The sequence below is a fragment of the Neobacillus niacini genome (assembly GCF_030817695.1).
Lineage (GTDB): Bacteria > Bacillota > Bacilli > Bacillales > Cytobacillaceae > Neobacillus > Neobacillus niacini_F.
In genome coordinates this window covers 2362786-2388056 of the sequence record NZ_JAUSZQ010000002.1, presented here as the reverse complement: position 1 = coordinate 2388056, position 25271 = coordinate 2362786, and the positions used below count along the sequence as shown (strand labels likewise).

Annotated in this window: 24 protein-coding genes; 4 read left to right on the top strand and 20 right to left on the bottom strand. The window is 37.4% G+C overall.

Features of this window, described 5'->3' with window-relative positions; genetic code table 11:
- Positions 1–43: 43 nt before the first annotated feature.
- Entirely contained in the window at positions 44–1468 is a 1425-nt protein-coding gene (locus QFZ28_RS12390) for an MFS transporter (RefSeq protein WP_307194908.1), read from the bottom strand.
- Between the two features lie 293 nt (positions 1469–1761).
- Here QFZ28_RS12390 and QFZ28_RS12385 point away from each other — a divergent pair, with 293 nt between their 5' ends.
- The 3 genes from QFZ28_RS12385 (at position 1762) to QFZ28_RS12375 (ending at position 4526) form a co-directional block, all read left to right on the top strand.
- Positions 1762–2688: a LysR family transcriptional regulator gene (locus tag QFZ28_RS12385; RefSeq protein WP_307194907.1), complete on the top strand. Its 927-nt coding sequence runs from the start codon at positions 1762–1764 to the stop codon at positions 2686–2688.
- Between the two features lie 218 nt (positions 2689–2906).
- Entirely contained in the window at positions 2907–3578 is a 672-nt protein-coding gene (locus QFZ28_RS12380; protein ID WP_307194906.1) for a 4-carboxy-4-hydroxy-2-oxoadipate aldolase/oxaloacetate decarboxylase, read from the top strand.
- 15 nt (positions 3579–3593) lie between these two features.
- The gene (locus QFZ28_RS12375) at positions 3594–4526 is read left to right on the top strand and encodes a hydroxyacid dehydrogenase (protein ID WP_307194905.1); all 933 of its coding nucleotides are present in this window, start codon (positions 3594–3596) and stop codon (positions 4524–4526) included.
- 88 nt (positions 4527–4614) lie between these two features.
- Here the strand turns inward: QFZ28_RS12375 and QFZ28_RS12370 are convergent, their stop codons facing one another.
- Together QFZ28_RS12370 and QFZ28_RS12365 are read right to left on the bottom strand one after the other, a co-directional pair.
- On the bottom strand, positions 4615–4908 hold the full coding sequence (locus QFZ28_RS12370) for a hypothetical protein (RefSeq protein WP_307194904.1): 294 nt from the start codon (positions 4906–4908) through the stop codon (positions 4615–4617).
- A 208-nt stretch (positions 4909–5116) separates the two neighbouring features.
- Positions 5117–8218 carry a hypothetical protein gene (locus tag QFZ28_RS12365; RefSeq protein WP_307194903.1) on the bottom strand — a complete coding sequence of 1034 codons (3102 nt, stop codon included), beginning with the start codon at positions 8216–8218 and terminating at the stop codon, positions 5117–5119.
- Positions 8219–8411: 193 nt separating this feature from the next.
- Between QFZ28_RS12365 and QFZ28_RS12360 the strand changes: the two genes are divergently transcribed.
- Positions 8412–9005, top strand: a complete 594-nt coding sequence (locus QFZ28_RS12360; RefSeq protein WP_307194902.1) for a hypothetical protein — start codon at positions 8412–8414, stop codon at positions 9003–9005.
- Positions 9006–9065: 60 nt separating this feature from the next.
- On the opposite strand, the gene QFZ28_RS12355 is transcribed toward QFZ28_RS12360, so the two are convergent.
- From QFZ28_RS12355 to QFZ28_RS12275, 17 genes are all read right to left on the bottom strand, one after another.
- Positions 9066–10427, bottom strand: coding sequence for an aspartate kinase (locus QFZ28_RS12355; protein WP_307194901.1), 1362 nt, complete (start codon positions 10425–10427; stop codon positions 9066–9068).
- A gap of 145 nt (positions 10428–10572) precedes the next feature.
- Positions 10573–11190 (bottom strand): NUDIX hydrolase, encoded by a 618-nt coding sequence (locus tag QFZ28_RS12350; protein ID WP_307194900.1) that lies wholly within the window; start codon positions 11188–11190, stop codon positions 10573–10575.
- Between the two features lie 138 nt (positions 11191–11328).
- Positions 11329–12486 (bottom strand): homogentisate 1,2-dioxygenase, encoded by a 1158-nt coding sequence (locus tag QFZ28_RS12345; protein WP_307194899.1) that lies wholly within the window; start codon positions 12484–12486, stop codon positions 11329–11331.
- Between the two features lie 4 nt (positions 12487–12490).
- Positions 12491–13417, bottom strand: coding sequence for a fumarylacetoacetate hydrolase family protein (locus QFZ28_RS12340; RefSeq protein ID WP_307194898.1), 927 nt, complete (start codon positions 13415–13417; stop codon positions 12491–12493).
- Positions 13418–13431: 14 nt separating this feature from the next.
- Positions 13432–14040: a flavin reductase family protein gene (locus QFZ28_RS12335; RefSeq protein WP_307194897.1), complete on the bottom strand. Its 609-nt coding sequence runs from the start codon at positions 14038–14040 to the stop codon at positions 13432–13434.
- Positions 14041–14122: 82 nt separating this feature from the next.
- Positions 14123–15238: a 4-hydroxyphenylpyruvate dioxygenase gene (hppD, locus tag QFZ28_RS12330; protein WP_307194896.1), complete on the bottom strand. Its 1116-nt coding sequence runs from the start codon at positions 15236–15238 to the stop codon at positions 14123–14125.
- A gap of 159 nt (positions 15239–15397) precedes the next feature.
- Entirely contained in the window at positions 15398–16192 is a 795-nt protein-coding gene (locus tag QFZ28_RS12325) for an ABC transporter ATP-binding protein (protein ID WP_307194895.1), read from the bottom strand.
- 5 nt (positions 16193–16197) lie between these two features.
- On the bottom strand, positions 16198–17199 hold the full coding sequence (locus QFZ28_RS12320; protein ID WP_307194894.1) for an ABC transporter permease: 1002 nt from the start codon (positions 17197–17199) through the stop codon (positions 16198–16200).
- 107 nt (positions 17200–17306) lie between these two features.
- The gene (locus QFZ28_RS12315; protein WP_307194893.1) at positions 17307–18302 is read right to left on the bottom strand and encodes an ABC transporter substrate-binding protein; all 996 of its coding nucleotides are present in this window, start codon (positions 18300–18302) and stop codon (positions 17307–17309) included.
- 218 nt (positions 18303–18520) lie between these two features.
- Entirely contained in the window at positions 18521–18655 is a 135-nt protein-coding gene (locus QFZ28_RS12310) for a hypothetical protein (RefSeq protein ID WP_307194892.1), read from the bottom strand.
- A gap of 516 nt (positions 18656–19171) precedes the next feature.
- Positions 19172–19534 (bottom strand): monovalent cation/H(+) antiporter subunit G, encoded by a 363-nt coding sequence (gene mnhG / locus QFZ28_RS12305; RefSeq protein WP_307194891.1) that lies wholly within the window; start codon positions 19532–19534, stop codon positions 19172–19174.
- Positions 19518–19802 (bottom strand): Na(+)/H(+) antiporter subunit F1, encoded by a 285-nt coding sequence (locus QFZ28_RS12300; RefSeq protein WP_307194890.1) that lies wholly within the window; start codon positions 19800–19802, stop codon positions 19518–19520. Before QFZ28_RS12300 ends, mnhG begins: the two co-directional genes overlap by 17 nt.
- The gene (locus tag QFZ28_RS12295; protein ID WP_307194889.1) at positions 19802–20278 is read right to left on the bottom strand and encodes a Na+/H+ antiporter subunit E; all 477 of its coding nucleotides are present in this window, start codon (positions 20276–20278) and stop codon (positions 19802–19804) included. Before QFZ28_RS12295 ends, QFZ28_RS12300 begins: the two co-directional genes overlap by 1 nt.
- A 7-nt stretch (positions 20279–20285) precedes the next feature.
- Positions 20286–21773, bottom strand: a complete 1488-nt coding sequence (locus tag QFZ28_RS12290) for a Na+/H+ antiporter subunit D (protein ID WP_307194888.1) — start codon at positions 21771–21773, stop codon at positions 20286–20288.
- Complete coding sequence (locus QFZ28_RS12285) at positions 21766–22107, bottom strand: Na(+)/H(+) antiporter subunit C (RefSeq protein ID WP_179596048.1); 342 nt, start codon at positions 22105–22107, stop codon at positions 21766–21768. Before QFZ28_RS12285 ends, QFZ28_RS12290 begins: the two co-directional genes overlap by 8 nt.
- Positions 22107–22532 (bottom strand): Na(+)/H(+) antiporter subunit B, encoded by a 426-nt coding sequence (locus QFZ28_RS12280; RefSeq protein ID WP_307194887.1) that lies wholly within the window; start codon positions 22530–22532, stop codon positions 22107–22109. The genes QFZ28_RS12285 and QFZ28_RS12280 overlap by 1 nt, the downstream gene beginning before the upstream one ends.
- The gene (locus QFZ28_RS12275; RefSeq protein ID WP_307194886.1) at positions 22529–24934 is read right to left on the bottom strand and encodes a Na+/H+ antiporter subunit A; all 2406 of its coding nucleotides are present in this window, start codon (positions 24932–24934) and stop codon (positions 22529–22531) included. The genes QFZ28_RS12280 and QFZ28_RS12275 overlap by 4 nt, the downstream gene beginning before the upstream one ends.
- Positions 24935–25271: the final 337 nt, after the last annotated feature.

Here is a 25271-nt window from a genome sequence, read left to right as displayed (position 1 = left end):
TGGTTTTCCTATGAAATTCTATATCCTTGACTGGTTAACAAAATTAAAGTCCACCGTCAGAACGGTGGACCTTTGTTAATTGTATATAAAAGAAATAAAGGTATACTATTTTTGCTATCTTATACTCTGTCCTTGGTTCAATCATAGTAAGTAGAATTATAAGAGTCATTAAAGAACTTCCCGCAAAGAATAAAAACACTATATTCCAATCAAATTTATCCAAGAGTACACCCACTAGAAATGGAGCAAATGCACCACCGAGGGATCCTGCTGTATTAACTATAGAAGCTGCAAAAGAAACCTTGTCTTTTGATGCAAGTCCCATAGGATAGACCAAAAAGGTAGAATATCCAATATTTAACAGTACACCTGTAAGTAAAAGCAGCGCACCTAGTATTACTGCATTATTAGGCGCATATAAAAGTGAATACATCATAAATACAGTGGAAGCAGCAGTTAAAAGCATGTTAGGCTTACGACGTTTATCAAAAATATTATCTGATAGCCATCCACCAAAGATATTTCCAATCATAGCACCAATCCAAGGAGCTGATGCGACAAAACCCATTTTCATGGTAGAAAACCCTTTAACCTCAACCAAATAAGTAGGTACCCACGTCATAATTGAATAGGTAATCCCTACCATAAGGGCATAACCTAAAGCACATCCCCAAAGGTTCCAAGAAAATACTACTTCTCGGTTTGTATCCAATGGTTTAATGTTTTTTGTCCGAATAAGTTTGTCTAACCAGTTAAAACTTTTCTTTTGACTAGATTTCTTTGTTTTTGTAACAATTGACTGTTCAACTGGTTGTTTGTCATTAATATATTCTAACTCAGATTCTGAGACATACGGACTTTCCTCCGGTTTGTCTTTTACCAACCACCACCATAATACAGCCGCAATAATGCCAGGGATGGCAAATAGATAAAATACTTCACGCCAACCGTAAGTAACAATGATAAAAGCACAAAGTGGAGGAACTACAGCTGGCGCAAACTTAATTGCAGCCATAAATATACCAGTTGCAAAACCCTTTTCTCGAGATGGAAACCATCTATTAATTGTAGTAACAATTCCAATATTAAGTGGTCCTTCGGCAACCCCCAATAAAAGCCTTAAAGCTTTCAGTTGGAAAACGGTATTAGCCATTCCCATGAATAACGTTGCCAGAGAAGTTAAAATCATTGATATTGAAAATATTTTGCGTACACCTCTCTTGCCAAAGTACATACCTGCCGGAATTTGAATAGCAGCATATCCAAGGTAAAACAAAGTAGTCATCAACCCAATATCAGTATTACTCATTTTAAAACTATCCTTTATAGTTGGAACAACCACACCTATATTAGCCCTGTCTGCGCCGGCAATCATATAAGTAATAAAAATTAAGAATAGTACTACCCAACGAAATCGTGTTTTTTTCTGTAAAACAGGTTGTGGTTTTTTTGCGAGTGCCTCTCTCATGTGAACTCCCCCTACCCAAAATTTAATTATACTACAATAAATTCATATCGTAATGAAAGAATAAGTATAAATGCATTTCAAATTAACCAAACGCTTGTGTTATATCTAATCTCCTCCTTAAGAATAAGGATTATTTTTAATTCCCGGAATCTGATTTTATATTAGCAAACGCTTACAAATTTTAATAACGATATTTTTACATGTTAATTATCAAGTTTTTTGATATTTCATTCTAAAAATATCAAATACACGAATGGTTATTTTTTATATAATATAATCAAAGGAGTGTTTTAATGAATTATGAACTAGTAGAAACCTTTGCTATATTAGCGAAAACACTGAATGTAACAAAAACAGCGGAAAAACTTTTTTTATCACAATCTACTGTCAGCTATCGGTTAAAAGCTCTTGAAGAAGAACTAGGTGTAATATTAGTGGAAAGGGACAGAGGTTTTAAACATATTAAATTGACTGACTCTGGAAAATACTTTCTGTCAATTGCTTTAGAATGGCAAAATATTAATGATAAAATTCAGAATTTCAGTTCTTCACCATTCAAAAAAACAGTATCAATAGGAGTGGTTGATAGCGTTAATAATTTTTTGTTTTCAGGGATTTATCAAGAGATATTTAATTACCATGCAAATGTACAGTTAACGATAAAAACGCTGCATACAGATGAGATTTATGATCAAATTGACGCAAGAATTATTGATATAGGGTTCGCTTTAAACCATATCATTCTGCCTCAAATTGAATCAGTAAAAATATTAGATGAAGAAATGGTATTCGTTACGAAATGCGAGGATTTTGCTAATTTAAAGGAAATCGGTCCAGAGGAACTTAATCCTAATAATCAAATTTTTATTAATTGGGGTGAAGAATACTTAACTTGGCATAATAAATATATTCCACTTAATTCCTCTCCTAAATTAATCACAGATTCTGCTTTGTTGTCATTTGAATTACTTGATGAAAATTCTTGGTTTATCGCCCCATTTAGTGTTGTGAATAAATTGAGTAAAAAGTTTTCAGTCCATCTGTTACCGTTTAAAGAAGCTGCACCAAAAAGAACGATTTACATGATTAGTAATAAAAATCCACTTTACAGTAATAGGGATGCCATTAGTGAATTTAAACTTCTAATTAATAAATACATGAATGCGCAGGAAAGATGGCAACAAGAGTTTAAAAAAGGATTATTAAAACCAGGTTTGTAATTATACTCTGTTTTCTTTAAAATCATTTGGGATAAACTGTATTCCCTTGTATTATGCCATTTTTAGGCATAATACAAGGGCTTTTTTATGGCAATAATCAAATTTCTCGATAATTAACATGTAAAAATACCGTTTTTCATAAATGTAAGCGATTGCTACTATTTAATTAGATTTCCGGAAATGACTTGATAAACCTAATTTTAAGGGGCGAATGAAAAATGCTTACATTTAATCGTACTTTTGAAAGACCAAACAAAGAATGGAATGAAAAATTTGCTAATATAGCTACACCTATAATAGGTGATGTAATGGGCAGACAAAATATCATGGATCATAGAATTAGACCCATTTGGACAGGGGCACGTTGCGTTGGAACAGCCTTAACGATTATGAGTTATCCATCTGATAACTTAATGATTCATCTTGGTGTCAGCTTAGCTGAAGAAGGTGATATTCTTGTAGTTGATGCAGGAAATTATCCAAATGCTGGTGTATGGGGCGAGATTTTAACCGTTAATGCAATGCAACGTAATATTGGCGGAATCATCATTGATGGTGCAGTTAGGGATATTAAAGAAATAGAAGAACTTGGTTTTCCAATGTTTGCATCTGGAATCAACGCTCGTGGAGGATATAAAAGTAATCCAGGGACAGTAAATATGCCAGTATCTTGTGGAGGAGTTGCTGTTTGCCCAGGAGATTTAATTGTAGCAGATGAAAATGGCGTAGCAGTTATTCCAAAAGTAGATATAGAAATGGTCTATGAAATGTGTTTAACAAAAATGAAGGCAGAACAAAAAATCATGGAGCAACTAAAACTTGGAAAAGATACCTTAGAAATATTGAATTTGGAAGAGTCTATAGAAAAACTCGGAATCAAGCTAGTATAGTTGGGAGGTATTTAGATGATAACATTTATTTTTGACCCTATTGATCCAAGTGCATTACAATATGCAAAAGAAAAATTAGATGTTGTTGCTTGGACAGATAAAGAGATTGAGAATTATTCAACTGCTGAAGCAGTAATCGTACGTACTTTTAAAATGACACAAGAAGTAATAGACCAAATGCCGAATCTTAAAATTATCGCAAAACATGGTGTCGGAGTAGATAATATAGACTTAGATTATGCAAAAAGAAAAGGAATAAGAGTTACGAATACTCCTCAGGCCAACATGCACTCCGTGGCTGAATTAGTAATTGGCCTTGCGTTGAATTGTTCAAGAAAAATAAACTTATCCCAAAAAATGGTTGAAAAAGGGATAAGCAAAAATTCTCCTGTTGAATTAGCTGGGTTTGAATTGCAGGAAAAAACAATCGGCTTAATAGGATTAGGACGAATTGGAACATTAGTTGGACATAAACTAAAAGCTGCATTTAGTATGAATGTACTAGTTTATGATCCTTATACTAGTGAATTGCAATGCAGTGAAGAAGGATTTATTAAATATGATTGTTTAGAAGATATATTAAAAGAAAGTGATATTGTTAGTATTTCGGTTCCATTGACAAAAGCTACGGAGAATTTAATTTCTGCACGTGAGCTTTCACTGATGAAAAAAAATGCGATTTTAATTAATACAGCAAGAGGAAAAATTATTAATGAAACAGACCTCTATCATGCTTTACAAAATGGTGTAATCTTTGGAGCTGCATTAGATGTTTTCGCTGAGGAACCAATTTCTAAAAATCACCCATTATTAACATGTGATAATTTCATTGGGACTCCTCACAATGGTGCAAACACAGTAGATGCACTCATTCGAATGGGTACCGGAGCTGTAGATGAAATTGTTAGATTTCTGAAACAGAAAGAAGCTTCATCGCAGATTGCTTAATGAATTCATTAACACTTATTATAATCTTCTATTCCATACCGGAAAAAGAATAAAAGTCGATGTCCAAAAGCAATGCTTTTGGACATCCTCATTGATACTGATTATCATCTGTATCAGAGTAAGACTCTATCGCATTTTGAAGAGCATTGTGAGCTTGACCAAAGGCTGCGGCAGAAGATACATCTCCTGCATTCTCTAAGGCCACAATCGAATTTCTCGCTTGAGTTACTGCTGTGATACAGTTCTCAATCATATTACCTTTATCACCGTACTGTTCTCTAGCAGCCTGAAGTTGCAGAAGACATTGATCTAAATTGTTCGATTGTGGATTATCATATGCCTTTTCTAATTCCTCTTTTACTTGCTGTAAAATTTGCTTCATTATTTGTCCTCATTTCATCAGAATTAGTAACCTATGGTATTTTGACCAAGGTATCCTAAAAATATTCGAGGAAAAAAGCACATAAAACATTAATCAAGGAGCTTCCATCGGAAAGAATCTTTGTACTTTCATATAACAATTAGTTAGATACATATAGATTTCAAACAGCTAGTATACAATATAAACTTTTAATTTTAAGTATATCGATTTAAAACAAACTAAACTCCACTTCATCAAATGCCCTGCCCCCATGCTGAAGCACTTCTTTGATAATCTCACCTTGCTTTTGCTGGCTAAGTTCTAGCTTCCAGTAAACAGGGAAACGACGGCTGACATCTAGCTTGATTAATTCAGGTGGTGCAAGGACAATCCATTGAAAGCGCAAAATATCAGCAATGGAGAATATCGGATCTAAAATGTGGGCTGAAACTGCTTGGCCAAATGGATTATCCGTGATTAGTACCGACCAGTTATTGCTGTGTTCCTGGCGTTTGAAGGTCATAATCATCATCATAATCATCGTTCTTGCTGCTAACAACTGCCCGCCGCTGCCCTTTGCTTCCATCTTCGAACCCTTGTTTAGCGTTTCCCAATCCGTATAGTGATGCTTTCTTGGTTTTTCATATATAAAAGCATTGGTCGTTTGCGGCTTATAAATGGCCAATTTCGGGTACCGATTACGCAATGAAACAAGAACCAGCTGACTATCATCTATATACTTTTTCAATTGGCTGTCCGTTAAATTCTCAATCGATTCTTCACTTTCCAGCAGCTTTTCAATCGTTTGGATGAAATGTTCGCGTAGTAAGCGACGGTACTCTTCGTCATCACCTGTTTCAATTTCTTTTAATCGTTCAATCTCAACGAGCGGGAAATAGTGACCTTCCTTATTTTTAATTTTCATCCGATTAACCATTTGCTTTAAGGATTGAAATATCCTGATAACGCGGATAACGGCACGATCAACCCAGATTTCCTGAGCATTTTCGGCTTTTTGTTTGTCCTCTTTTAACTTCAGTAATTCGTGTTGAATATGCTCAATTACACTTGAAATAACACTTAATCCTGAACGAATCGAATCACTTTCAAGCTGTGGAATCAGTTGACTCATACTCTGTTTTAATGGACCATCAACTTTCTCATCCTGAAGAACCGAGCTAAGCTCCTTCAAATGAGTTTTAAAGCCCCTATGATATTGATCAATGCGTTCTGCTATTTCCTTATTTTGTTTAATCCATTGTTGAATCAGTTTTTCTGGTTCAAACCTAATTTTCTCTTTATAGGCAAATGGTATTTCCCCAACTTGCTTAATGACAGGTAAATGCGTTTTTAAGATATCCTGCTCCTTTTGCAACTTTTGTTGATTACCTATTAGGTCAGCAATAATCTTATTCCGTGCAACAAGATCCTCAGTTAGTTTCCTTAGAGCATCCTCTATCTCGTCTTCTCTTTCCTCAAGATTCACATCATTCCAAGGCTCTGCACTTCTGTGGTGTTTCTTGAGTATCTGCCTTTCCTGGTATGAAATATTTATTTCAATCTGTTCTAATTTACCGGTAAGCTTCTGAACGTTACCCGTTTCAGAACTTATCTCTTGATTGATTTTTTTCAATTCATCTTGTTTATTTTTAAGTTGAGCCTTCAGAATTTCTCTTGGCATTTTTGAAGCTTCCCGTTCTATCCACTTCACGTCTAATTGATCTAAATAAGACTTTTTCTGTTGCTGGTCCTTAAACTGGTACTCTCTTTTTGTTTTTTCAGAAGCTAGCTCACTATCTGCATTATTAATTTTTTGTTGTAGTGTATCCCAGCTTTTAATCATTGGGACAACATCATCAAAGATTGATTTCCGTAATTGCGGTGTTTCCCCTTCATCAGTATAAAGGGACTGGCTCGATGGGTATTGAACCTGAGGTAGGATTTCCTTTAATCGTCCTGTTTGATGCTCCATCTGATAATTCCAATTGTTAAAGGACTTCTCCCAGCTTTTCATGTTTTCCACCTGGGCATCTCGTTGCTTACCCAATGAGCTTAAACGATACTCAATCTCTGTCTTTTTCGCCTGTGCTTCAGCCTTTAATTCTTGATACTGCAGATACTGCTGATGCTCACTCACCCAATTCTCTAGCTCATGTTGTATCTGGTGCTGGGACTGTCGTTCCTGGTTATTTTGATTAATCCTTTTACCTAACTCCACTAATTGGGATTCAATGGAAAGCATTTCTGATTGCAAATGATCGGCTTTCCCCTTTAGTTCTGCCAGATGGCCGCTAATCATTTCTTCCTTATTAAGAATCTCTTGAAAAGTAATGACTGAAAGAGTTTTTACTGACTCAAGCATACGTTCTACTGCATTAAGTTTGGCCTGAATTTTTTCTAAATCGGAAGTAAAACCTTCCGTCAAATCTGCTAACTTTTCCTTCCACCGAATCCAGTGTTCTTGGTTAAATGCCATAGAAATTCCCTGGTCGCGGACGATTTCAAATGGCAGTAAATATTCCTGATTCATTCGTTCACGGATAAAAATTGGTACCGGGGAATGAGCTAACATCTGTTGTAGTGCCGCCTGGTCAACTTTTTTATCCCAATTATGCTGGTGAACAATGATGCCATATGCCAATAAAGGATATCTCTCCATTACTAATGCTTGCTCTTCAGCAGTAAATTCTTGAATTAACTGCGTCCCATAGGTGGCAGATACACCTTCTTCGGCTAATCTTTCAACCATTTTCCGAACATCATGATTGGCCACCCAGAAGTCTTCATTGACAAGTGTGGTATCTAGCTGATGATACCAAAAATCTTTTAAAGTATTATCATAGGTATACTTTAAGTGATCCCGCTCAGTATTCAACTTATCCGCAATATCTATCCAATCATCTGCAGAAAAATAACGAAACTCTTGATCGAGAAAATAATATCTGCAGAAGTGCTTATGGAAGGACTTCTCCAACTCAAGTCTAGAGCCTTTTTCCTTTTCGACTCGTTCCAATTCATCCTTCTTTCCCTTTATCAGAGTATTACATTCACCCTGCTGTATCCCAACTTCAACTTTCCTTACCTGCTGCTTATCAACTTCTTTTTGAAGTTCTATTGCCAAAGATTCAAGCTCATTTAATTCCCTTGTAATTCTTTTATAGACAATCTCCGGCTCACGGTTCACATCCCTGCCGTACTTCCGCTCCATTTTAATAGCCTTATCGTTGTGTGCTTTGATATGGCCAGTAAATCTTGCCAAATCGCCATTGTAAATTCGATTCGCTAAATCAATTGCAATCCGTTCATAAGTTGGTATTTGTGCTCTTTGCATATATTCCTCCACGAAACTGAGTCCATGATATTTTATATATACACTATACGCTAAAAATTGTGTCGAAGCGAATTGGACGATAAACAAAGAAAAGGGGCTTCAATTACATTTGCTGTCTTTTTGAAAACTTTGGGTGAGATAGCTAAGAACTGGATATAATCATAATATCCACTTTCTACCTGAGGTGAAATGAATGAATCGAAAGCTTGTCCTTTTGCTAAGTTTTCTCTATGTGGCATTTATGGCTGTACTATTTTTTCTTTATCGCGCGGAAGGGGAATCATATAAATCAACCGTTGCCATCGGCGGGATGGTTTGTGGGGCGGTTCCACTTCTCTTAGCCCTATTTACCAAACTCCAGTTCAATTTGCCAATTGTTATTTCCTATTTACTTTTCTTGGTCGGTTCACAATATTGCGGCTCGATTCTAGGTTGGTATGGTCTTGGCTGGTGGGATACCTTTGTGCACTTCCTTAGTGGTGCTATCCTTGCGTTTGCTGGAATTGCTTTATATGAAAGATTGGTTCATCGAGATGCAGAGGTCGAAATATCCCCTTGGATTATCTTCCTGTTCACCTTATCATTCGCTGCTTTAGGCGGTGTGATATGGGAAATCTATGAGTTTAGCTGTGATCAATTTTTCAATATGACGTTACAAGGCGGCGGAAATGACGATACCATGATTGATTTAATTTCCGATACAGGAGGAGGGCTAATCATTGCCTTTTGGGCTGGGGTACGAACAAAAATAAAATTAAGGAAAAGTCATCATAAGCCTCAATTATGATAATTTGAATTACATAAAAAAAGCAGTCTAAAAAATTAATTTTAGATCTGCTTTTGCTTTTTATACTGGTACTGCTGCGAAAAACTCATCGTATAGAGCTTGAACCGCTCTTTTTTCATCGATTTGTTTTACACCGAACATCATACTTACTTCGGATGAACCCTGGTTAATCATTTCGATATTCACTTCTGCCTTTGCTAACGCTTTTGAGGCACGGGCCATGGTTCCGACATTTCGGCGCATCCCTTCACCTACGACCATAATCAATGACAGGCTGTGCTGGACTTTTACTTCATCAGCATGTAACTCTGACTCAATTCTCCAGATAATTTCATTTTCCATGTCAGGGTCGAGCTGGGCCTCTCTCAAAATGACAGATACATCATCAATCCCTGAAGGTGTGTGTTCATACGATAATCCATACTCTTCCAAAATACTCAAAAGCTTTCGCCCAAAACCAATTTCTCTATTCATTAAGTATTTGCTAACGTAAATACTGCAGAATCCTTTATCACTCGCTATTCCCACAACAGGTCCATTCGTATTATCACGCGTATAGACAATTCGTGTTCCTGGTGCGCTTGGGTTGTTGGTGTTCTTAATTTGAACCGGAATACCTGCACGGAAAGCCGGTACAAGTGCCTCATCATGTAACACCGTAAATCCTGCATAAGATAATTCCCGCATTTCGCGGTAGGTCAACTCTTTGATTTCCTTTGGTTTATGCACGAGGGTTGGATTAACGGAAAAAACCGCATCCACATCCGTAAAATTCTCATATAGAGTTGCTCTTATACCGTTTGCTAAAATCGAACCTGTTATATCGGAGCCACTTCGTGAGAAGGTGAATACCTCACCTTGTTTGCTATAACCAAAGAATCCTGGAAAAATTACGATTCCTGGAACCTCACGTAATGAATATAACTTTTCGTATGATTCAGGTAAGACCTGTGCATGACCAGGTTCATCACTAACAAACAGCCCTGCTTCTCTTGGGTTTACATATGTTGCCTCTACACCCTGCGCCCTGAAGTATGCCGCAACCAATTTAGCGTTATTATCCTCTCCGCTTGCTTTTACAAGATCCATAAACCGGTCTGGTTTACTTTTGTCTTCATTTAATCTGTCTGATAAATCGTGATGTATTTCACTAATTATCTCATTAGGGAGAGCTAATTCTGCTGCAATGGAGGAATATCTTGACATAACGGCGTTAAACTTCTCAGTTGGATTATTATCTTGCAGACATTGTTCAGCGCATTCTATCAACAAGTCCGTTACCTTCTCATCCTCAGCAAATCTCTTTCCCGGAGCAGATACAACTACTACTTTCCGCTCAGGATCGGACATTACAATCTGAAAAACCTTTTCTAGTTGTTCTCCTGACGCTAAAGAGGATCCTCCAAACTTTACAACCTTCATCACAACATCACCTATCCCAAAAAAGTATACTCTTAATTTTATCTCTATTCAGAAAATAATCAAGTACTTTTTCTTCCGTAAAAAGACATTTGTTTTTCTCAGGAGGACAAAATAAAAAAAAACAGTAAAATCATCTAAAATAAATTTACTGTTTCATTATTTCAATAAAATGGGAAAGGATTTTAGCCGTAAGTCCCCAAATCGCCTTCTCTTCATAAAGGTAAAAATATTCATCAAGCGCCCTTGTCCGCCAATTATAATTTTCGCCGCCTACAATTAAATCAAATGGAAAATTCTCCTCAGGTTCTACCTTAAAATGAATGTTGTAAATATCAGGATCATTTTCAATAAAATAAGTTAACGGAACCGTGAAAATTTCTCCCACTTCAGCGGGATTTGGCTGAATCTTATCAGGACTTTCAATAATCGCTGCGAAGGGATAAATCATCATTCCAAAAGGGGAAATCATGAAATCAAGTGGAAAAACCTCTGATAAGTTATCACTGCTTATTCCTAATTCCTCCGTTGTTTCCCTAATTGCTGCACTTTTTTCATCGCGATCCTCTGGATCAATTCTACCTCCTGGGAAACAAATTTCCCCAGGTTGCCTTCGCAACTGGAGTGACCGGACCTCAAACAAGACATGAATACCGTCTTCCTTTTGAATAAGCGGGACCATTACAGCATATTTAGAAAATTTATCACTCCCCAAAATACTGGGTGTATGGCTCTTTAATTTCGATTGCACTAATTCCAAATTCATGATCTCTCACCTCCAATGTAATAATCGTATAAACAATACTATCACTTATTTATTATATAATGCTTATTTTATGATTTTATACGAAAGAAAAAACAACCCAATGGTTCTATCATTGGATTGTTCAAAATATTTTATTCCTTATTTTTCCACCCAAGAAAACATGTACTCTTTATCTTCTATCCCGCTTGCTGTTTTTACCACCTTAAGCGGATGGAAGGTATCAATCATAACCGCAAGTTCAAGCGTCTCTTTTTTTCCAATGCTTGCTTCTGTTTTCCCAGGATGAGGACCATGTGGAATTCCACTCGGATGAAGTGTAATCGACTCCAGTTGTACACCCTTACGACTCATGAAATTACCTTTAACATAATAAAGCAATTCATCACTATTCACATTACTATGATAGTATGGGGCAGGTATGGCTTCCGGATGGTAGTCAAACAACCTAGGAACAAAGGAACATACAACAAAGTTGTTTCCCTCAAACGTTTGATGAACAGGAGGGGGCTGATGGATTCTTCCTGTGATTGGTTCAAAATCCTCTACATTAAAAGCCCATGGATAGAGGTATCCATCCCAACCTACAACATCAAGCGGATGATGTCCAAGTATATGAGAATGGAGCGCTCCTCTCGATTTTGTTACAACTTCAAACTCTCCTTTTTGGTCATAGGTCTCTAGCTTTTCTGGCCCCCGGAAATCACGTTCACAGAATGGACTGTGCTCAAGCAGTTGTCCATATTCATTTCGGTACCGTCTTGGTGTAGTAATTTGGCTAAAAGCTTCTATAAACAACAACTTTGTTTCTTTCTTGTCATCGGGGATCATTCGATAAATAGTTCCAATTGGTATTAATAGATAATCACCCGGCCGATAGGATATCGTTCCGAACATCGTTTCTAGTTTGCCTGACCCATAGTGAACAAACAGCATTTCATCTCCATCACCATTGCGATAATAGCTCTTCATAGGCTGATTGATAGAAGCTGTACCAATTAATAAATCTTGATTCCCTAAAATATATTCACGCGCTGAAAGAGCGTCTCCTTTTTTCGTAAAATTGTTTGTCAAAAAAAGGCGGTGCTTTAATGTTTTTTGCTCTTCGTATTCGGGTGTATAGCTGCCAATCAGCTCCGCTTTCAGTACTTCTGTTGGCATGTAATGGTGATAGAGAATCGATTGGGTGCCGGAAAAGCCGCGTGTCCCCATTACCTGCTCACGAAAGAGACTGCCATCATCTTTTTTAAACACGGTATGACGTTTATGAGGAATCCTGCCCATTTGCCGATAATACATGATTTTACCTCGCTTCAATAATTGAATTCTTTAAAACACCTAACTTATCAATCTCCAATTCAACTACGTCACCCGGTTCCAGCCAACGATGGACCTCTGTACCGAGTTCTAGGATACATCCTGTCCCAACTGTTCCAGAACCAAGGATTTCCCCTGGATAAAGCGTGACGCCCGCAGAGGCCCTTTCAATCATTTCTCCAAACGAATAGTAGATATCCTTCATATTTCCTTTCGAAAGAGGAATCCCATTAATCCTTGCCTTCATACTTATATCAAAGCCTTTACCATTTCTTAATGGATCCATCTCGTCCTTGGTAATGATCCATGGTCCAATTGAGGTCGCGAAATCCTTTCCCTTTGCAGGACCTAATCCTACCTTCATTTCCAGTCTTTGAAGGTCCCGTGCGCTCCAGTCATTCAGAATACAATAACCAAAGATATAATTTTCTGCTTCTTCAGCAGTGATATTTCTCCCCTGTTTTCCAATAATGCAAGCCACTTCAAGCTCATAATCAAGCCATTTGCATTCGTTAGGCTTAGAAATCTTGTCTTCCGGACCCTTGATTGCCAGGTGATTTGAAAAATAAAAAACGGGAACTTGGTACCATTCCGGAATCATTTTCAAACCCCTGTTCACCCTAGCAGATTTTACATGCTGCTCAAATGCATAGAAATCACGGAAGCTTTTGGGATTTGGCAGAGGTGCGATCAACCTAACCTCATTTAATGGATATACACCTTTATCGCCTAAGGATAACGGTAAAAGACCCCGGGCTATTTTCAAATTATCTTCACTTTGCTCAAGAAACTCTAGCATATTTCCTGGCAATTTCCCGTTCGCAGCCTCATGCATATCAATGACATGGTCAGAATCTAACAGCACTCCAGACCTTACAGTTCCATCACTTTTTTCAAAGGTTACGAATCTCATATAGTCACCTAGTCCTATTTCCTTAGAATATCGAACGTTTTCCCTAATGGATTGGTATAAGTATTCCCTGCCATTCTGCCAATAGGCTGCAGTTTTGCTGTATCGATTCTCCCATTCTGAAATAATCCATCTTCAACATGAATATTCAAAACCTTGCCTATTACTAGACTTCCTGCGCCAGGTTTGTCACCAAAATCCAACACCTGATAGAGCTCGCACTCCAAATGAACAAGTGATTCCTTTATGCGCGGGACCTTCACTCTAAGACTAGGTTCTTTTGTTAAACCTGCTTCCTCTAGCTCATCGATCTCAGGTGCAAATTCGACCGCACAATCATTCATCTGCGCAGCTAAGCTTTCACTGACGATATTAACCACAAATTGTTTTGTATTTTCGATATTTACAAGTGTATCTTTTTTTGCACCATCGCTTCCTCTTCTCATTGGTGAAAAACAGATAAGCATGGGGTCCGCACATATGGCTGTAAAGAAGCTAAAGGGAGCAGCATTGGCAATACCATTTTCATCAATAGATGACACAAAAGCGATCGGACGCGGCAAAATGGAGCCAATTAGCAGCTTATAGGCGTCTCTCCATTCAAGTGTGTCTGGTGACACTTCCATTCCTCTACACCTCTATCCTTTAAACTCTTGAAAAAAGGGAGAAACTTCTCCCTTTTCCTTCCGTCCATGGTCTCTTTCCCTCTTATAGGTTTCCTCTTCGAGCCTGTTCTCTTTCGATCGATTCAAATAATGCCTTGAAGTTCCCTTCACCAAATCCTCGCGCACCCTTACGCTGAATAATCTCGACGAATAATGTAGGTCTATCAACGATCGGCTTGGTGAAGATTTGCAGCAGGTAACCCTCATCATCACGGTCTACTAAAATATTTAATTCACGGAGCTTCTCAATTTCTTCGTCAATTTTTCCGATACGCTGTCCTAAATCTTCATAATACGTACTTGGTGTATTTAGAAACTCAACCCCATTCTTTTTCAAGATGGCTACAGTTGAAACAATATCCTCGGTTAATATAGCCAAGTGCTGTACACCGGGGCCATTATAGAATTCCAAGTATTCCTGGATTTGAGATTTTCTTTTTCCTTCGGCTGGCTCGTTAATTGGGAACTTGATTCTGCCGCCATTATGCATAACTTTCGACATTAATGCAGAATACTCGGTGGTAATATCTTTATCTGTGAAGTGTTTCATCTCCACAAATCCCATTACTTTAGAATAATATTCGACCCATTCTTCCATATGCTCAACATTACCCACAACATGGTCAATGCCAATCAAGCCAGCATCTTCGATTGGCAGATAAACGGAATAAGGATCAAATCCTGGCATGAAAACACCCTGATAATTCTTGCGTTCTACTAACGTATGGATGGTATCTCCATATGTACCGAGAACGGCTTTTTTAATGGTCCCCTTTTCATCCTTCAGTTCAAATGGCGGTACGAGTGCAATGCCGCCACGCTCTACAGCTGCACTATATGCTTTATCAACATCATCAACTAATAGAGCAACATCCTTAACACCGTCACCATGTTTTTTTACAAACTGAACAACTCTTGTATCTTCTTTGTATGAGCCAGTAAGAACAAGACGAATATTTCTTTGTTGGAGCACATAGGAAACGGTTTCACGATTTCCCGTTTCAAGACCGGAGTAAGCTACTGGTTTAAACCCAAATGCTGTACAGAAAAAATGGCATGCCTGTTTGGCATTATTTGTGTAAATTTCGATATAGTCGACATCTCTAACAGGAAAAAAATCGTTAACTAGTTCTTCGGCTTTTATTCGTTTTTCTTTCATTTATATTCCTCCCATTATCATTTAATTAATAATATTCAGAATATATATTAATTGATACAGCCCTGTCCTCTCAAGAGCAGGCGTTAAAGCAATACCGCTTTTGGCTGGTAAAGAAAAAAGAAACAGCCATCGATGACTGTTTCTGATTGTTACTGATATTTAGGATAGAACGGCACGGTCGCTGGCCATTTGTACTCCGCGAATTCGCTTAAATTCCTCTAATAATCCTTCTATGGTTAGATCTTTTTTGTTCTTTGCATCGACTTCTAATATGATTTGACCTTTATCCATCATAATTAGACGATTACCAAGATCAATGGCTTGCTGCATATTGTGCGTGACCATTAAGGTTGTAAGCTGGTATTTTGCAACAATTTCACGTGTAAGATTGGTAATTAATTCAGCCCTCGATGGGTCAAGCGCAGCTGTATGTTCATCTAGCAATAGTATAGCAGGTTCTGTAAATGTTGCCATTAACAGTGAAAGTGCCTGCCGTTCCCCTCCAGATAACAATCCTACCTTTGCACTTAACCGATTTTCTAAACCTAGGTGCAAAGATTCAAGCACCTCCCGAAAATAATCACGTCTTTTTTTCGTAACACCCCTTCTAAAGGTTCTGGTTTTATTACGTGAGTAAGCCATCGCCAAATTTTCTTCAATTGTCATGCTAGGCGCCGTACCCGCCATAGGGTCTTGGAAAACCCGTCCTATCATTTTTGACCGTTTATATTCTGACATCGTTGTGACATTCTTACCATCAATATGGATTTCACCAACATCTGGAATTAATACACCGGAAATGATATTCATTAATGTTGACTTCCCTGCTCCATTACTGCCTATTACTGTGACGAAATCACCTGGATTCAAGCTTAGATTCACGTGGTCAATCGCAATTTTTTCATCAGGAGTTCCTTCATTAAAGATCTTATGAATCTGATTTAAGTGCAGCATGATTCTCACCCTTTCCCTTGAGCCGATGCCTGTATCGTTTTCAGCTTTTCTAGTCTTCTCTTGGCTTTACGCTTTTTCTCTTTAGAGTGTTCAATTAATTTTGGTGCAGTTAAGGCGATGATAACAATAAGTGCTGTGATTACCTTCATATCACCCGGATCAAGGAATTCTACCCTTAATGCAAGTGTAACAACAATACGGTAGATGATCGCTCCTCCGATAACCGCAAGAGTCGCTCTAGCAATTGATTTGGTGCCAAACAAGGCTTCACCGATAATAACAGAAGCTAACCCAATAACAATCATCCCGATACCCATGCCAACATCGGCAAAACCGCCTTGCTGTGCGATTAAGGCGCCCGAAAAGGCAACCAGTGCATTGGATAACCCAAGACCCAGGATGGTAAGGAGATTTGTATTGGCAGAGAAACTGCGAATCATCTGTTTATTGTTACCAGTTGCTCTTAGAGCAAGACCAATTTCCGTTTGCAAAAATGAATCTGTAAGCCATTTGATTACAAAGGTGACAATAATCATAAAAAATAAAATTCCCCATGTACCAGGAAGACTGTCTCCTAGACCAACCATCGTTAAAAGGCTATTCAAGAACGAATCTATTCCCAGACTATCGAAAAATGTACCGATTTGCGTAAAAGAAGTTTCCGTATTTAATAGCGGGATATTTGATCTTCCCATGATTCTAAGATTAATAGAATAAAGTGCAATCATCATTAAAATACCAGAAAGCAAATTATTAATTTTCCCAAAAGTATGCAGCAGCCCGGTCATACATCCTGCTGCAAATCCTGCAAATAATGCCAGTATTGTGGCTAAAAACGGGTTAACCCCATTAACAATTAGCACTGCTGATAGTGCTGCACCTGTAACAAAACTCCCATCTACCGTTAAATCCGGAAAATCCAGAATACGAAAGGAAAGATAGACGCCCAGTGCCATAATCGCGTAGATGATACCTGCTTCAAATGATCCAAATATGGCTGTAAACATTGAGATCATCCTTTCTCTAAGACTATGCTCTTCATTAATTAGTTCCTATACAGTTATGAAGGAGTCAGCCATTTTGGGGGCTGACTCCTTGCAATACCCTATGAGTATTATTCGCCTTCGTAAAACTCACCAAGTTCTTTCCATTCATCCTTTACTTCAAGCCCCTGTGCTTCGGCAGCCTGCTTGTTAATAATTAGTGCTAAGCTGTTTGGCAATTCAACGGGAATTTCAGAAGCCTTTTTATTTCCGCTTAAAATTTCAGCAGCCATTAAACCAGATTGATAGCCAAGATCAAAGTATTCGAAGCCACTCGCTGCGACTGCACCTTTTTTCATTGAATCCAGCTCGCCGACGAATAATGGAATCTTTTTGCTGTTCGCAACCGAAATAACAGACTCAAGAGCAGATACTACCGTATTATCTGTAGGGATATAGATGGCATTTACACGGCCAACTAAGGATTCAGCAGCCTGTTTCACTTCAGCAGAGGTTGAGACAGATACTTCAACAAGCTTAGCACCCTTTGCTTCTGCTAACTTTTTCACTTCTTCCACTTGAACAACAGAGTTTTGTTCACCAGAATTATAAATAACGCCAATTTCCTTCGCTTTTACCTCTTCGGTAATAAAGTTAATGGTTTTAGCTGTTCCTTCCGGATGATTGTCCGTTGTACCCGTTATATTTTCACCAGGCTGGTCGAATGCTTTCACTAATCCAGCACCCACTGGGTCTGTAACAGAAGTAAAAATAATTGGAATTTCTTTTGTAGCATTCAGTGCACTTGTTGCACTTGGTGTAGCATTGGCAAAAATTAAATCTACTTTATCTCCAACGAAATTATCAGCGATTGTTTGAACATTATTCATGTCCGCTTGTGCATTTTGTTCGTCATATTCTACTTTAATACCTTTTTCTTCTAAAGCCTTTTTAAAACCTTCCGTTGCTGCGTCCAGTGATGGGTGGGCTGCAAATTGGCTAATACCAATTTTAAATACCTTTTCCCCATCTTTTTCCGTTCCTCCCGTTGATTCCTTACCGCCGCATCCAGCAAGCAACATCATCCCTGCTAAGGCGAAGGACAATACTTTTACACCTTTTTTCATTATTACAACCCCCAGTTTGCCTTTTAATTTTTCTAAAAATTTATTATATTATAAAAGTTATTCTAGTATTTTTTCACACTAAAAGCAATAGAATTACATAAAATTATTTTTCCGCTTTAAAGCGACAAATTTCATCATTCTCCTAAATGAGAATTTTTCATCAGAATATAGTAAAAAGCCCTCGATTTTTCGAGAGCTTTCATCAATTATGGTGCTATTTATCTGGACCAATTTTCCGTTTGAGCTAATAATTTATCAATTTCTATTTTTTTTAATTTTTTTGTAACTTTCTCAGATGTTAGATTTTCTGTAGACTCTAGTAACTTATCGATATCAATCATTGATGTTCCCATATCTAACCTCCATTGTTTATTTACTAAAATATACGTACCAAAAAGGACAATTATGGGGGTAGATAAAAAGGTAGATAAAAAATACTAGTCCTCCCAAAAATTACCCCTTTAACAAACCATTTAATAGGTGAGATCTAAAGGGAGTATTTTAAAACGACTTATTTTTGTACAAACTAGATTTTAAATGGGAGGTGTATCTACAAATTGAAAATAAAAATTGTGGTAAGTTTATCTATATTTATACTCCTACTTTCGGCCGCTTTTTTCCACCAGCAGCAACAAAACCACCGGGAATTTAATGTATATAAGATGGACTCTTATATAAAAAATCACAACCCGGTTCCTATGAATAATGAAATTACTCCACTGAATACAAATGTAAACACTGAGATTTCTAATGATAACTGGAAATCATTTGAGTCATTTAAGCCTAGGGAATATGTTCGCATTATAGGGTCCTACTAATAAGGAAAAAGTGTTCCAAGCAATAATTGGAACACTTTTTTCGATATTAATCTAAAGATGATTCTCCCTAATCTTTTTATTATATTCTTTTAAGTCGTCTCTTACGCTTTTATCCCAAAGTTTTACTCCTGAATTATAGGCTGCCCTGTTAATTAAATGGCCAGAAACGGGGGAAGTCATAAATAGAAAAATAATGCCTAAGATAAGCCTTGAATTAAAATGACCTTCAAGAGCATAAAAGTATAGAAATGTTCCCAATAGAATCGACATTACCCCTAATGTAGCAGCTTTTGAGGCAGCATGGTTTCTCGTATAAACATCAGGGAGCCTAATCACTCCAATAGTAGCAATGAGGCAAAACAGGGCTCCCGCTAAGATAAAGAATCCTATGAAAAAATCAATGATTACGCTCACGTTCGATAATAACCCCCTTTTCCAAATACTTAGCAAACGCCACTGTTCCAATAAAGGCGAGAATACCAATTAAAAGTATAATCTCAAGGAAAGCATGAGAGTTTAAAACGATTGATATCAATGCCGTAATGGCTACCAGATTCACACCAATTGCATCTAATGCAATCACTCGGTCTGCTGTACTGGGACCTTTTATTACCCGATAAATTAATCCAAGCATCGAAATGGAGCAGAATAACAAAGCTAATCGAATAATAATGTCAATCATTACCTGCTCACCTCCAAAATAGCCTTTTCAAAGGAATTCTTAATACTGTTAATCTCATCTTCTACTTCCCCAATATTCATCGCATGAATAAAAAGGGTTTTATTATCCTCTGAAACATCAATGACTAATGTACCTGGGGTTAATGTTATTAAACTTGAGAGAAGCGTAATTTGCCAATCCTTAGTTAATTCCGTGTCCATTGCAAAAATAGCTGGCCTCATATCTAATTTAGGTTTTAGAACAACTTTTACAATGGCAATATTGGACAATATTAGTTCCTTTATAAAAATAATGATCAGTTTAATAAAAGACCATAATCGAAATACATAAAAACGGCTATGGAAGTAACGTCTTAGTACAAATATGACAAGGAGTCCAAAAATATAGCCTTTTATAAAACTAATGGGATCGTAGGAAACCTTAATAAACATCCATAAAAAGGCTAACACCACATTCAATAAAATTTGAAATGCCAAAACTTATTCACTCCTTTAAGACAGCATCAATATATATATTGGGATCTAATAAGGTATGTGCTGCCTGAGAAATATACGGTAATATGGATTCAGAACCAATTCCGTAAAGAGCAGAAATCACTACTAAGATAACAGGAGCAATAAGCAATTGTTTTACAGGTGCTTTTTCCTCTCCACGATAAGTACGGTCCTTTCCCCAAAAACCGTTAATAAAAATTTTCATAACCGAAAATAGAACGAGTAAACTGGACATCAATGTAATGAAACCACCAATAAAGCTGTCTCCCTCAAATCCTCCTTGCACAATAAGGAGCTTTCCAACAAAACCACTCAATGGCGGGATTCCTGCGAGAGCTAGTGCAGCGATAAAGAAAGTCCAGCCAAGACCTGGATATCGTGTAATTAGCCCGCTCATATTTCTTAAATTACTAGTTCCCGTAATCGAAATGACAATTCCTATTAGCAGAAATAACGCTGCTTTAATTATCATATCGTGAATCAAATAGTAAACAGCACCTGATATCGAAGCGGTGTTCAAGACAGAAACCCCAAAAAGAATCACACCTACAGCGATGATGATATTATAAATAATAATGTTCTTAATATCCCAGTAAGCAATTGCTCCAATAACACCGAAAACAATTGATAAAATCGCTAGAATGGAGAGAATACCAAAAGCATCTATATCATGATAAAAGAAAAGTGTATAGGTTCTCGTAATCGAGTAAACTCCTACTTTTGTCAATAAAGCGCCGAAAAGTGCTAATACAGGGGCAGGTGGTGCGAAATAGGATCCCGGCATCCAAAAGTAGAGAGGGAAAATGGCTCCTTTTAAACCAAAAACGATTAAAAACAGGACAGCAATCACTGTTAATATCCCTGGCATCCCATTTGCACTAATTTCATTGATTCGACTAGAAATATGAGCCATATTTAACGTGCCGACTACGGAATATAAATAGGCAACAGCAATAACAAATAATGCTGATGATATGACATTGACTAGTAAATATTTAATCGATTCTCTCAGTTGTATCTTAGTTCCCCCAAGTACTAGTAAAACATAGGAAGACATAAGCATTACCTCAAAGAATACAAAAAGGTTAAAAATATCTCCTGTTGTAAAAGCTCCGTTCACCCCTACTAATAAAAAGTTAAACACAGCATAGTAATAATATTTTTCACGTTCTTCTCCGATTGACTTAAAGGAGTAAATTAAACAAACAAACGCAATAATGCTTGTTGTTAATACTAAAAGTGCAGAAAACATGTCAGATACTAAAGTAATCCCAAATGGAGCTTCCCAGCTGCTGACATTAAGGGATTGGATTCCATCTGTGCGTACCTTTTGTACAATAAATCCAGCAGCAATCATTGTAATTATTGAAGAGACCGCTGCAACAACTCTCTGAGCTGTGATTCTTTTATTCAGAAAAATTAATATTACCCCAGTAAATAAGGGGATCAATATAGGTAAAATGATTAAGTTAGTCATCTTTCTCGGTTCCCCTCATTTCTTCTACATTATCAGTCCCCAGCTCTTGATAGGTTCGATAAGCCAATACTAAGAAAAATGCTGTCACTCCAAAGCTGATTACAATCGCCGTTAAAATCAACGCCTGAGGAAGAGGGTCTGTATAGTTCTCCGCATTTCCCCCTAAAATAGGAGCAGCTCCTCGTTTCAAACCACCCATCGTAAGAATAAGGAGATGAGCACCATGGCTTAATAGTCCTGTACCGACGATAATACGTAATAGACTTTTTGAAAGCATTAGATAGGTGGCGGTCATAAACAAAATTCCAATTACAAATGCCATTAAGATTTCCATTATTCATCCTCCCCTATCGTTTGAATAATGGTCATCGTCACTCCGACAACAACAAAGTACACGCCTAGATCAAAAAGCGTTGCAGTATGAAGAGATAATTCACCAAGAAGCGGTAAGTTAACATCACCAAATGCATGAGTTAAAAACGGAACATTAAATAAAAGAGATCCCGCACTTGTTCCAATGGCAAATAGCAGCCCGATCGCCGTGAGAATCCGATAGTTTACTGGCAGTAATTCCTCAACAGTTTTAATATCATACGTAATTAATAAGAGTACAATCGCCCCAGCTGTCATGAGTCCTCCAATAAATCCACCACCGGGGTAATAATGTCCTGCTGTAAAAATATAGACTGAGTACAGGACAATAAAGAAAAGAAGAACTTTTATCGCTGTTTCAAGTATGAGATTGTTTGTTTTTCTCATCCTTCTTTCCTCCTGTTCAATCTTAATTTGATCATGCCAAAGATTCCTAACGAAGCAATTGCCAATACCGTAATTTCAAAGAGTGTATCAAAGCCTCGGAAATCTACTAGAATGACGTTTACCATATTCTTGCCGGCAGCCTCTGTATACGTATTCTCCACATAGTACTGTGATATTGAGTCAAATAATTTATTACTGTGAGCTGAAAGTGCGATTAAGGTTACCACTGCACCTACCCCAACGGAGATAAGCGCATTCGTAAGTCTAAATCTCATTCTTGTCTCAAACCTTTTCAATTTAGGTAAATGATAGAAGCACACCAAGAATAACGCGACCGAAATCGTTTCAATAACAAGCTGAGTTAGGGCTAAATCCGGTGCTCTAAAGAGAACATAGAATAAAGAAACCGTATAGCCAACAGCACCGAGCAGAATGATAGAAGTCATTCTTGATTTAGCAAATAGAATACATATTGATCCCAACACAACAAGAATGGCTAGGGCGACTTCGTATACTCCTATCGAGGATACATTGCTTGTATCAATCGTAAAGGCATTCTTTCCAAAAAGGGTGGCTGCAAGAATAATAATTAAGAATGCAAATATATATACGAGATATGACCTAATCGATCCATTCATATAAGTATTGGTTACCTTATAGGAGACTGATTGTATCCCTTTTATTATGAAGTCATAAACACGATTAAGAGCAAGCTTCTCCGGAAGACCTTTATAGATTTTCCCCCATCTAGAATGCGTTTTATAAAGAAGGCTTCCTACTATAATAACCCCAAGTGTCATAAACAGTTCAATGGTAGGACCATGCCAGAAGTAAATATGAACCTTAAATTCTTCCCCCGCCCCTATTAGACTTGGAAGAATCGAAGCCATAGCTGGTGAGATGAGACTATCAGATAAAAGGTTTGGGAAAAAACCGAAAATAATCACAAGAGAAACTAATATAACTGGTGAAATCAGTAACCCCATTGGAGCTTCATGTGGTTTTTTATCTAGTTTGTCCAGCTGATACTTACCAGTAAAAGTTTTAAAAACAAGAATCATGCTATAAACAAAAGTAAAGATGCTGGCAATCCAAGCAAGCACCGGGAATAAAATCCCCCATGTTTCAAGATTAAATAAATCCATTTCGGTTACATGAACCATCGCTGTAAAAAACATCTCTTTACTTAAGAACCCATTAAATGGTGGAAGGCCCGCCATTGAGAATGCACCGATAATAGAAATAGTAAACGTAATCGGCATAACATGCATTAAACCGCCCAATTTACGAATATCCCTTGTTCCTGTTTCATGATCGATGATTCCTGCGACCATGAACAAGCTTCCTTTAAAGGTTGCATGGTTGATTAAGTGGAAAATAGCCGCTGTTACAGCGACCGTATAGATGTTTTCATCCAAAAATTCATAATGTATAGCTCCTGCTCCAGCACCAAGCAATGACATGATAAGACCTAATTGGCTGACGGTAGAGAAAGCTAAAATCGCTTTTAAATCGGTCTGTTTTACCGCAAATACAGAACCCCATATCAAGGTAAGGATCCCAACACACGTTACTAGCCAGAACCAAAGAAAATGTTCTCCAAACACCGGAGTAAAACGTGCTACTAAATAAATCCCTGCCTTGACCATTGTCGCAGAGTGTAAATAAGCACTCACTGGAGTAGGAGCTTCCATAGCATCCGGAAGCCAGATATAGAATGGAAATTGAGCAGATTTTGTAAATGCCCCAAGTAAAATACAGAGTAATGCAGGCACAAATAATGCATGATCAAAAACTTGATTGGCTTGAGACAGAATTTCTGTGAAACTAAAGGTTCCAGTCATGATGTAAAGAAGGATGATTCCTCCTAGCATGGCGAGTCCGCCAAGTACCGTAATGAGCATTGATTTTTGTGCACCATAACGAGATTTATCTCGTTCGTACCAGTAACCAATTAAAAGAAAAGATGAAAAGCTTGTTAGCTCCCAAAATCCATACATCACAATTAAGTTATCCGATAAGACAACTCCAAGCATGGCACCCATGAAGAGCAGTAAATATACATAAAAGTGGTTGAGCTTTTCTTTATTCTTTGCTAGATAATAGATAGAATAAAGAACAACCAATGCCCCAATCCCAGTTATTAGCAGGGCAAATAAGAGGCCAAGTCCATCGACTTTTGCGGTAAAATTAATCCCTAAAGACGGAATCCAGTTAATCACTTCAATGAATGATTTCCCACTCATGGATTCCGGTAAGAAAGCGAGAAAATAAACGAACAATAAAATAGGTAAAGGCAGCACAAACCATCCTGTATGAATTCGGCGTAATATTCTGTAAAATACAGGAATAAAAATTGATAGGATAAATGGTGCTGTAATCGCCAAGTGAAGAACAGACAAAACAAAACCTCCTTATTTCTGAGATAGATACCCATTTATTTGACAGCTAACTTTAAGATTTCAAATAATGCTCAATAATATCATTCCACCTTTCTATTCTTTTGATTTGGTTTCCATCTCAACTTTTTAGGAAATGCAAAAAGAGCCTATCACTTAGGGACACAGTTATCCCTTGGTGACAGACTCCTCCAAAAATCATTTTTATTTATTTACCATAATGTTAACATGACTTTAATGCCCATTCAATTGTTTTTTATTAAAAAAATAGAGCTTAATCATTTTTAAAATAAATTGTTGTATCTTCAGTTAAACTATCTGTATGATAGTAACATTACGA

Coding starts and splice junctions, on each gene's coding strand:
- QFZ28_RS12320 (WP_307194894.1), bottom strand. CDS start 17,199: ATGTTTACAGCCATATTTGGATCATTTGAAGCAGGTATCATCTACGCG.
- QFZ28_RS12325 (WP_307194895.1), bottom strand. CDS start 16,192: ATGCTGCACTTAAATCAGATTCATAAGATCTTTAATGAAGGAACTCCT.
- QFZ28_RS12350 (WP_307194900.1), bottom strand. CDS start 11,190: ATGAATTTGGAATTAGTGCAATCGAAATTAAAGAGCCATACACCCAGT.
- QFZ28_RS12390 (WP_307194908.1), bottom strand. CDS start 1,468: ATGAGAGAGGCACTCGCAAAAAAACCACAACCTGTTTTACAGAAAAAA.
- QFZ28_RS12380 (WP_307194906.1), top strand. CDS start 2,907: ATGCTTACATTTAATCGTACTTTTGAAAGACCAAACAAAGAATGGAAT.
- QFZ28_RS12375 (WP_307194905.1), top strand. CDS start 3,594: ATGATAACATTTATTTTTGACCCTATTGATCCAAGTGCATTACAATAT.
- QFZ28_RS12345 (WP_307194899.1), bottom strand. CDS start 12,486: ATGTATTATCGGCAAATGGGCAGGATTCCTCATAAACGTCATACCGTG.
- QFZ28_RS12335 (WP_307194897.1), bottom strand. CDS start 14,040: ATGGAAGTGTCACCAGACACACTTGAATGGAGAGACGCCTATAAGCTG.
- QFZ28_RS12355 (WP_307194901.1), bottom strand. CDS start 10,427: ATGAAGGTTGTAAAGTTTGGAGGATCCTCTTTAGCGTCAGGAGAACAA.
- hppD (WP_307194896.1), bottom strand. CDS start 15,238: ATGAAAGAAAAACGAATAAAAGCCGAAGAACTAGTTAACGATTTTTTT.
- QFZ28_RS12285 (WP_179596048.1), bottom strand. CDS start 22,107: ATGGAAATCTTAATGGCATTTGTAATTGGAATTTTGTTTATGACCGCC.
- QFZ28_RS12310 (WP_307194892.1), bottom strand. CDS start 18,655: ATGGGAACATCAATGATTGATATCGATAAGTTACTAGAGTCTACAGAA.
- QFZ28_RS12280 (WP_307194887.1), bottom strand. CDS start 22,532: ATGAGAAAAACAAACAATCTCATACTTGAAACAGCGATAAAAGTTCTT.
- QFZ28_RS12360 (WP_307194902.1), top strand. CDS start 8,412: ATGAATCGAAAGCTTGTCCTTTTGCTAAGTTTTCTCTATGTGGCATTT.
- QFZ28_RS12370 (WP_307194904.1), bottom strand. CDS start 4,908: ATGAAGCAAATTTTACAGCAAGTAAAAGAGGAATTAGAAAAGGCATAT.
- QFZ28_RS12290 (WP_307194888.1), bottom strand. CDS start 21,773: ATGACTAACTTAATCATTTTACCTATATTGATCCCCTTATTTACTGGG.
- QFZ28_RS12300 (WP_307194890.1), bottom strand. CDS start 19,802: ATGATTGACATTATTATTCGATTAGCTTTGTTATTCTGCTCCATTTCG.
- QFZ28_RS12315 (WP_307194893.1), bottom strand. CDS start 18,302: ATGAAAAAAGGTGTAAAAGTATTGTCCTTCGCCTTAGCAGGGATGATG.
- QFZ28_RS12365 (WP_307194903.1), bottom strand. CDS start 8,218: ATGCAAAGAGCACAAATACCAACTTATGAACGGATTGCAATTGATTTA.
- QFZ28_RS12385 (WP_307194907.1), top strand. CDS start 1,762: ATGAATTATGAACTAGTAGAAACCTTTGCTATATTAGCGAAAACACTG.
- QFZ28_RS12340 (WP_307194898.1), bottom strand. CDS start 13,417: ATGAGATTCGTAACCTTTGAAAAAAGTGATGGAACTGTAAGGTCTGGA.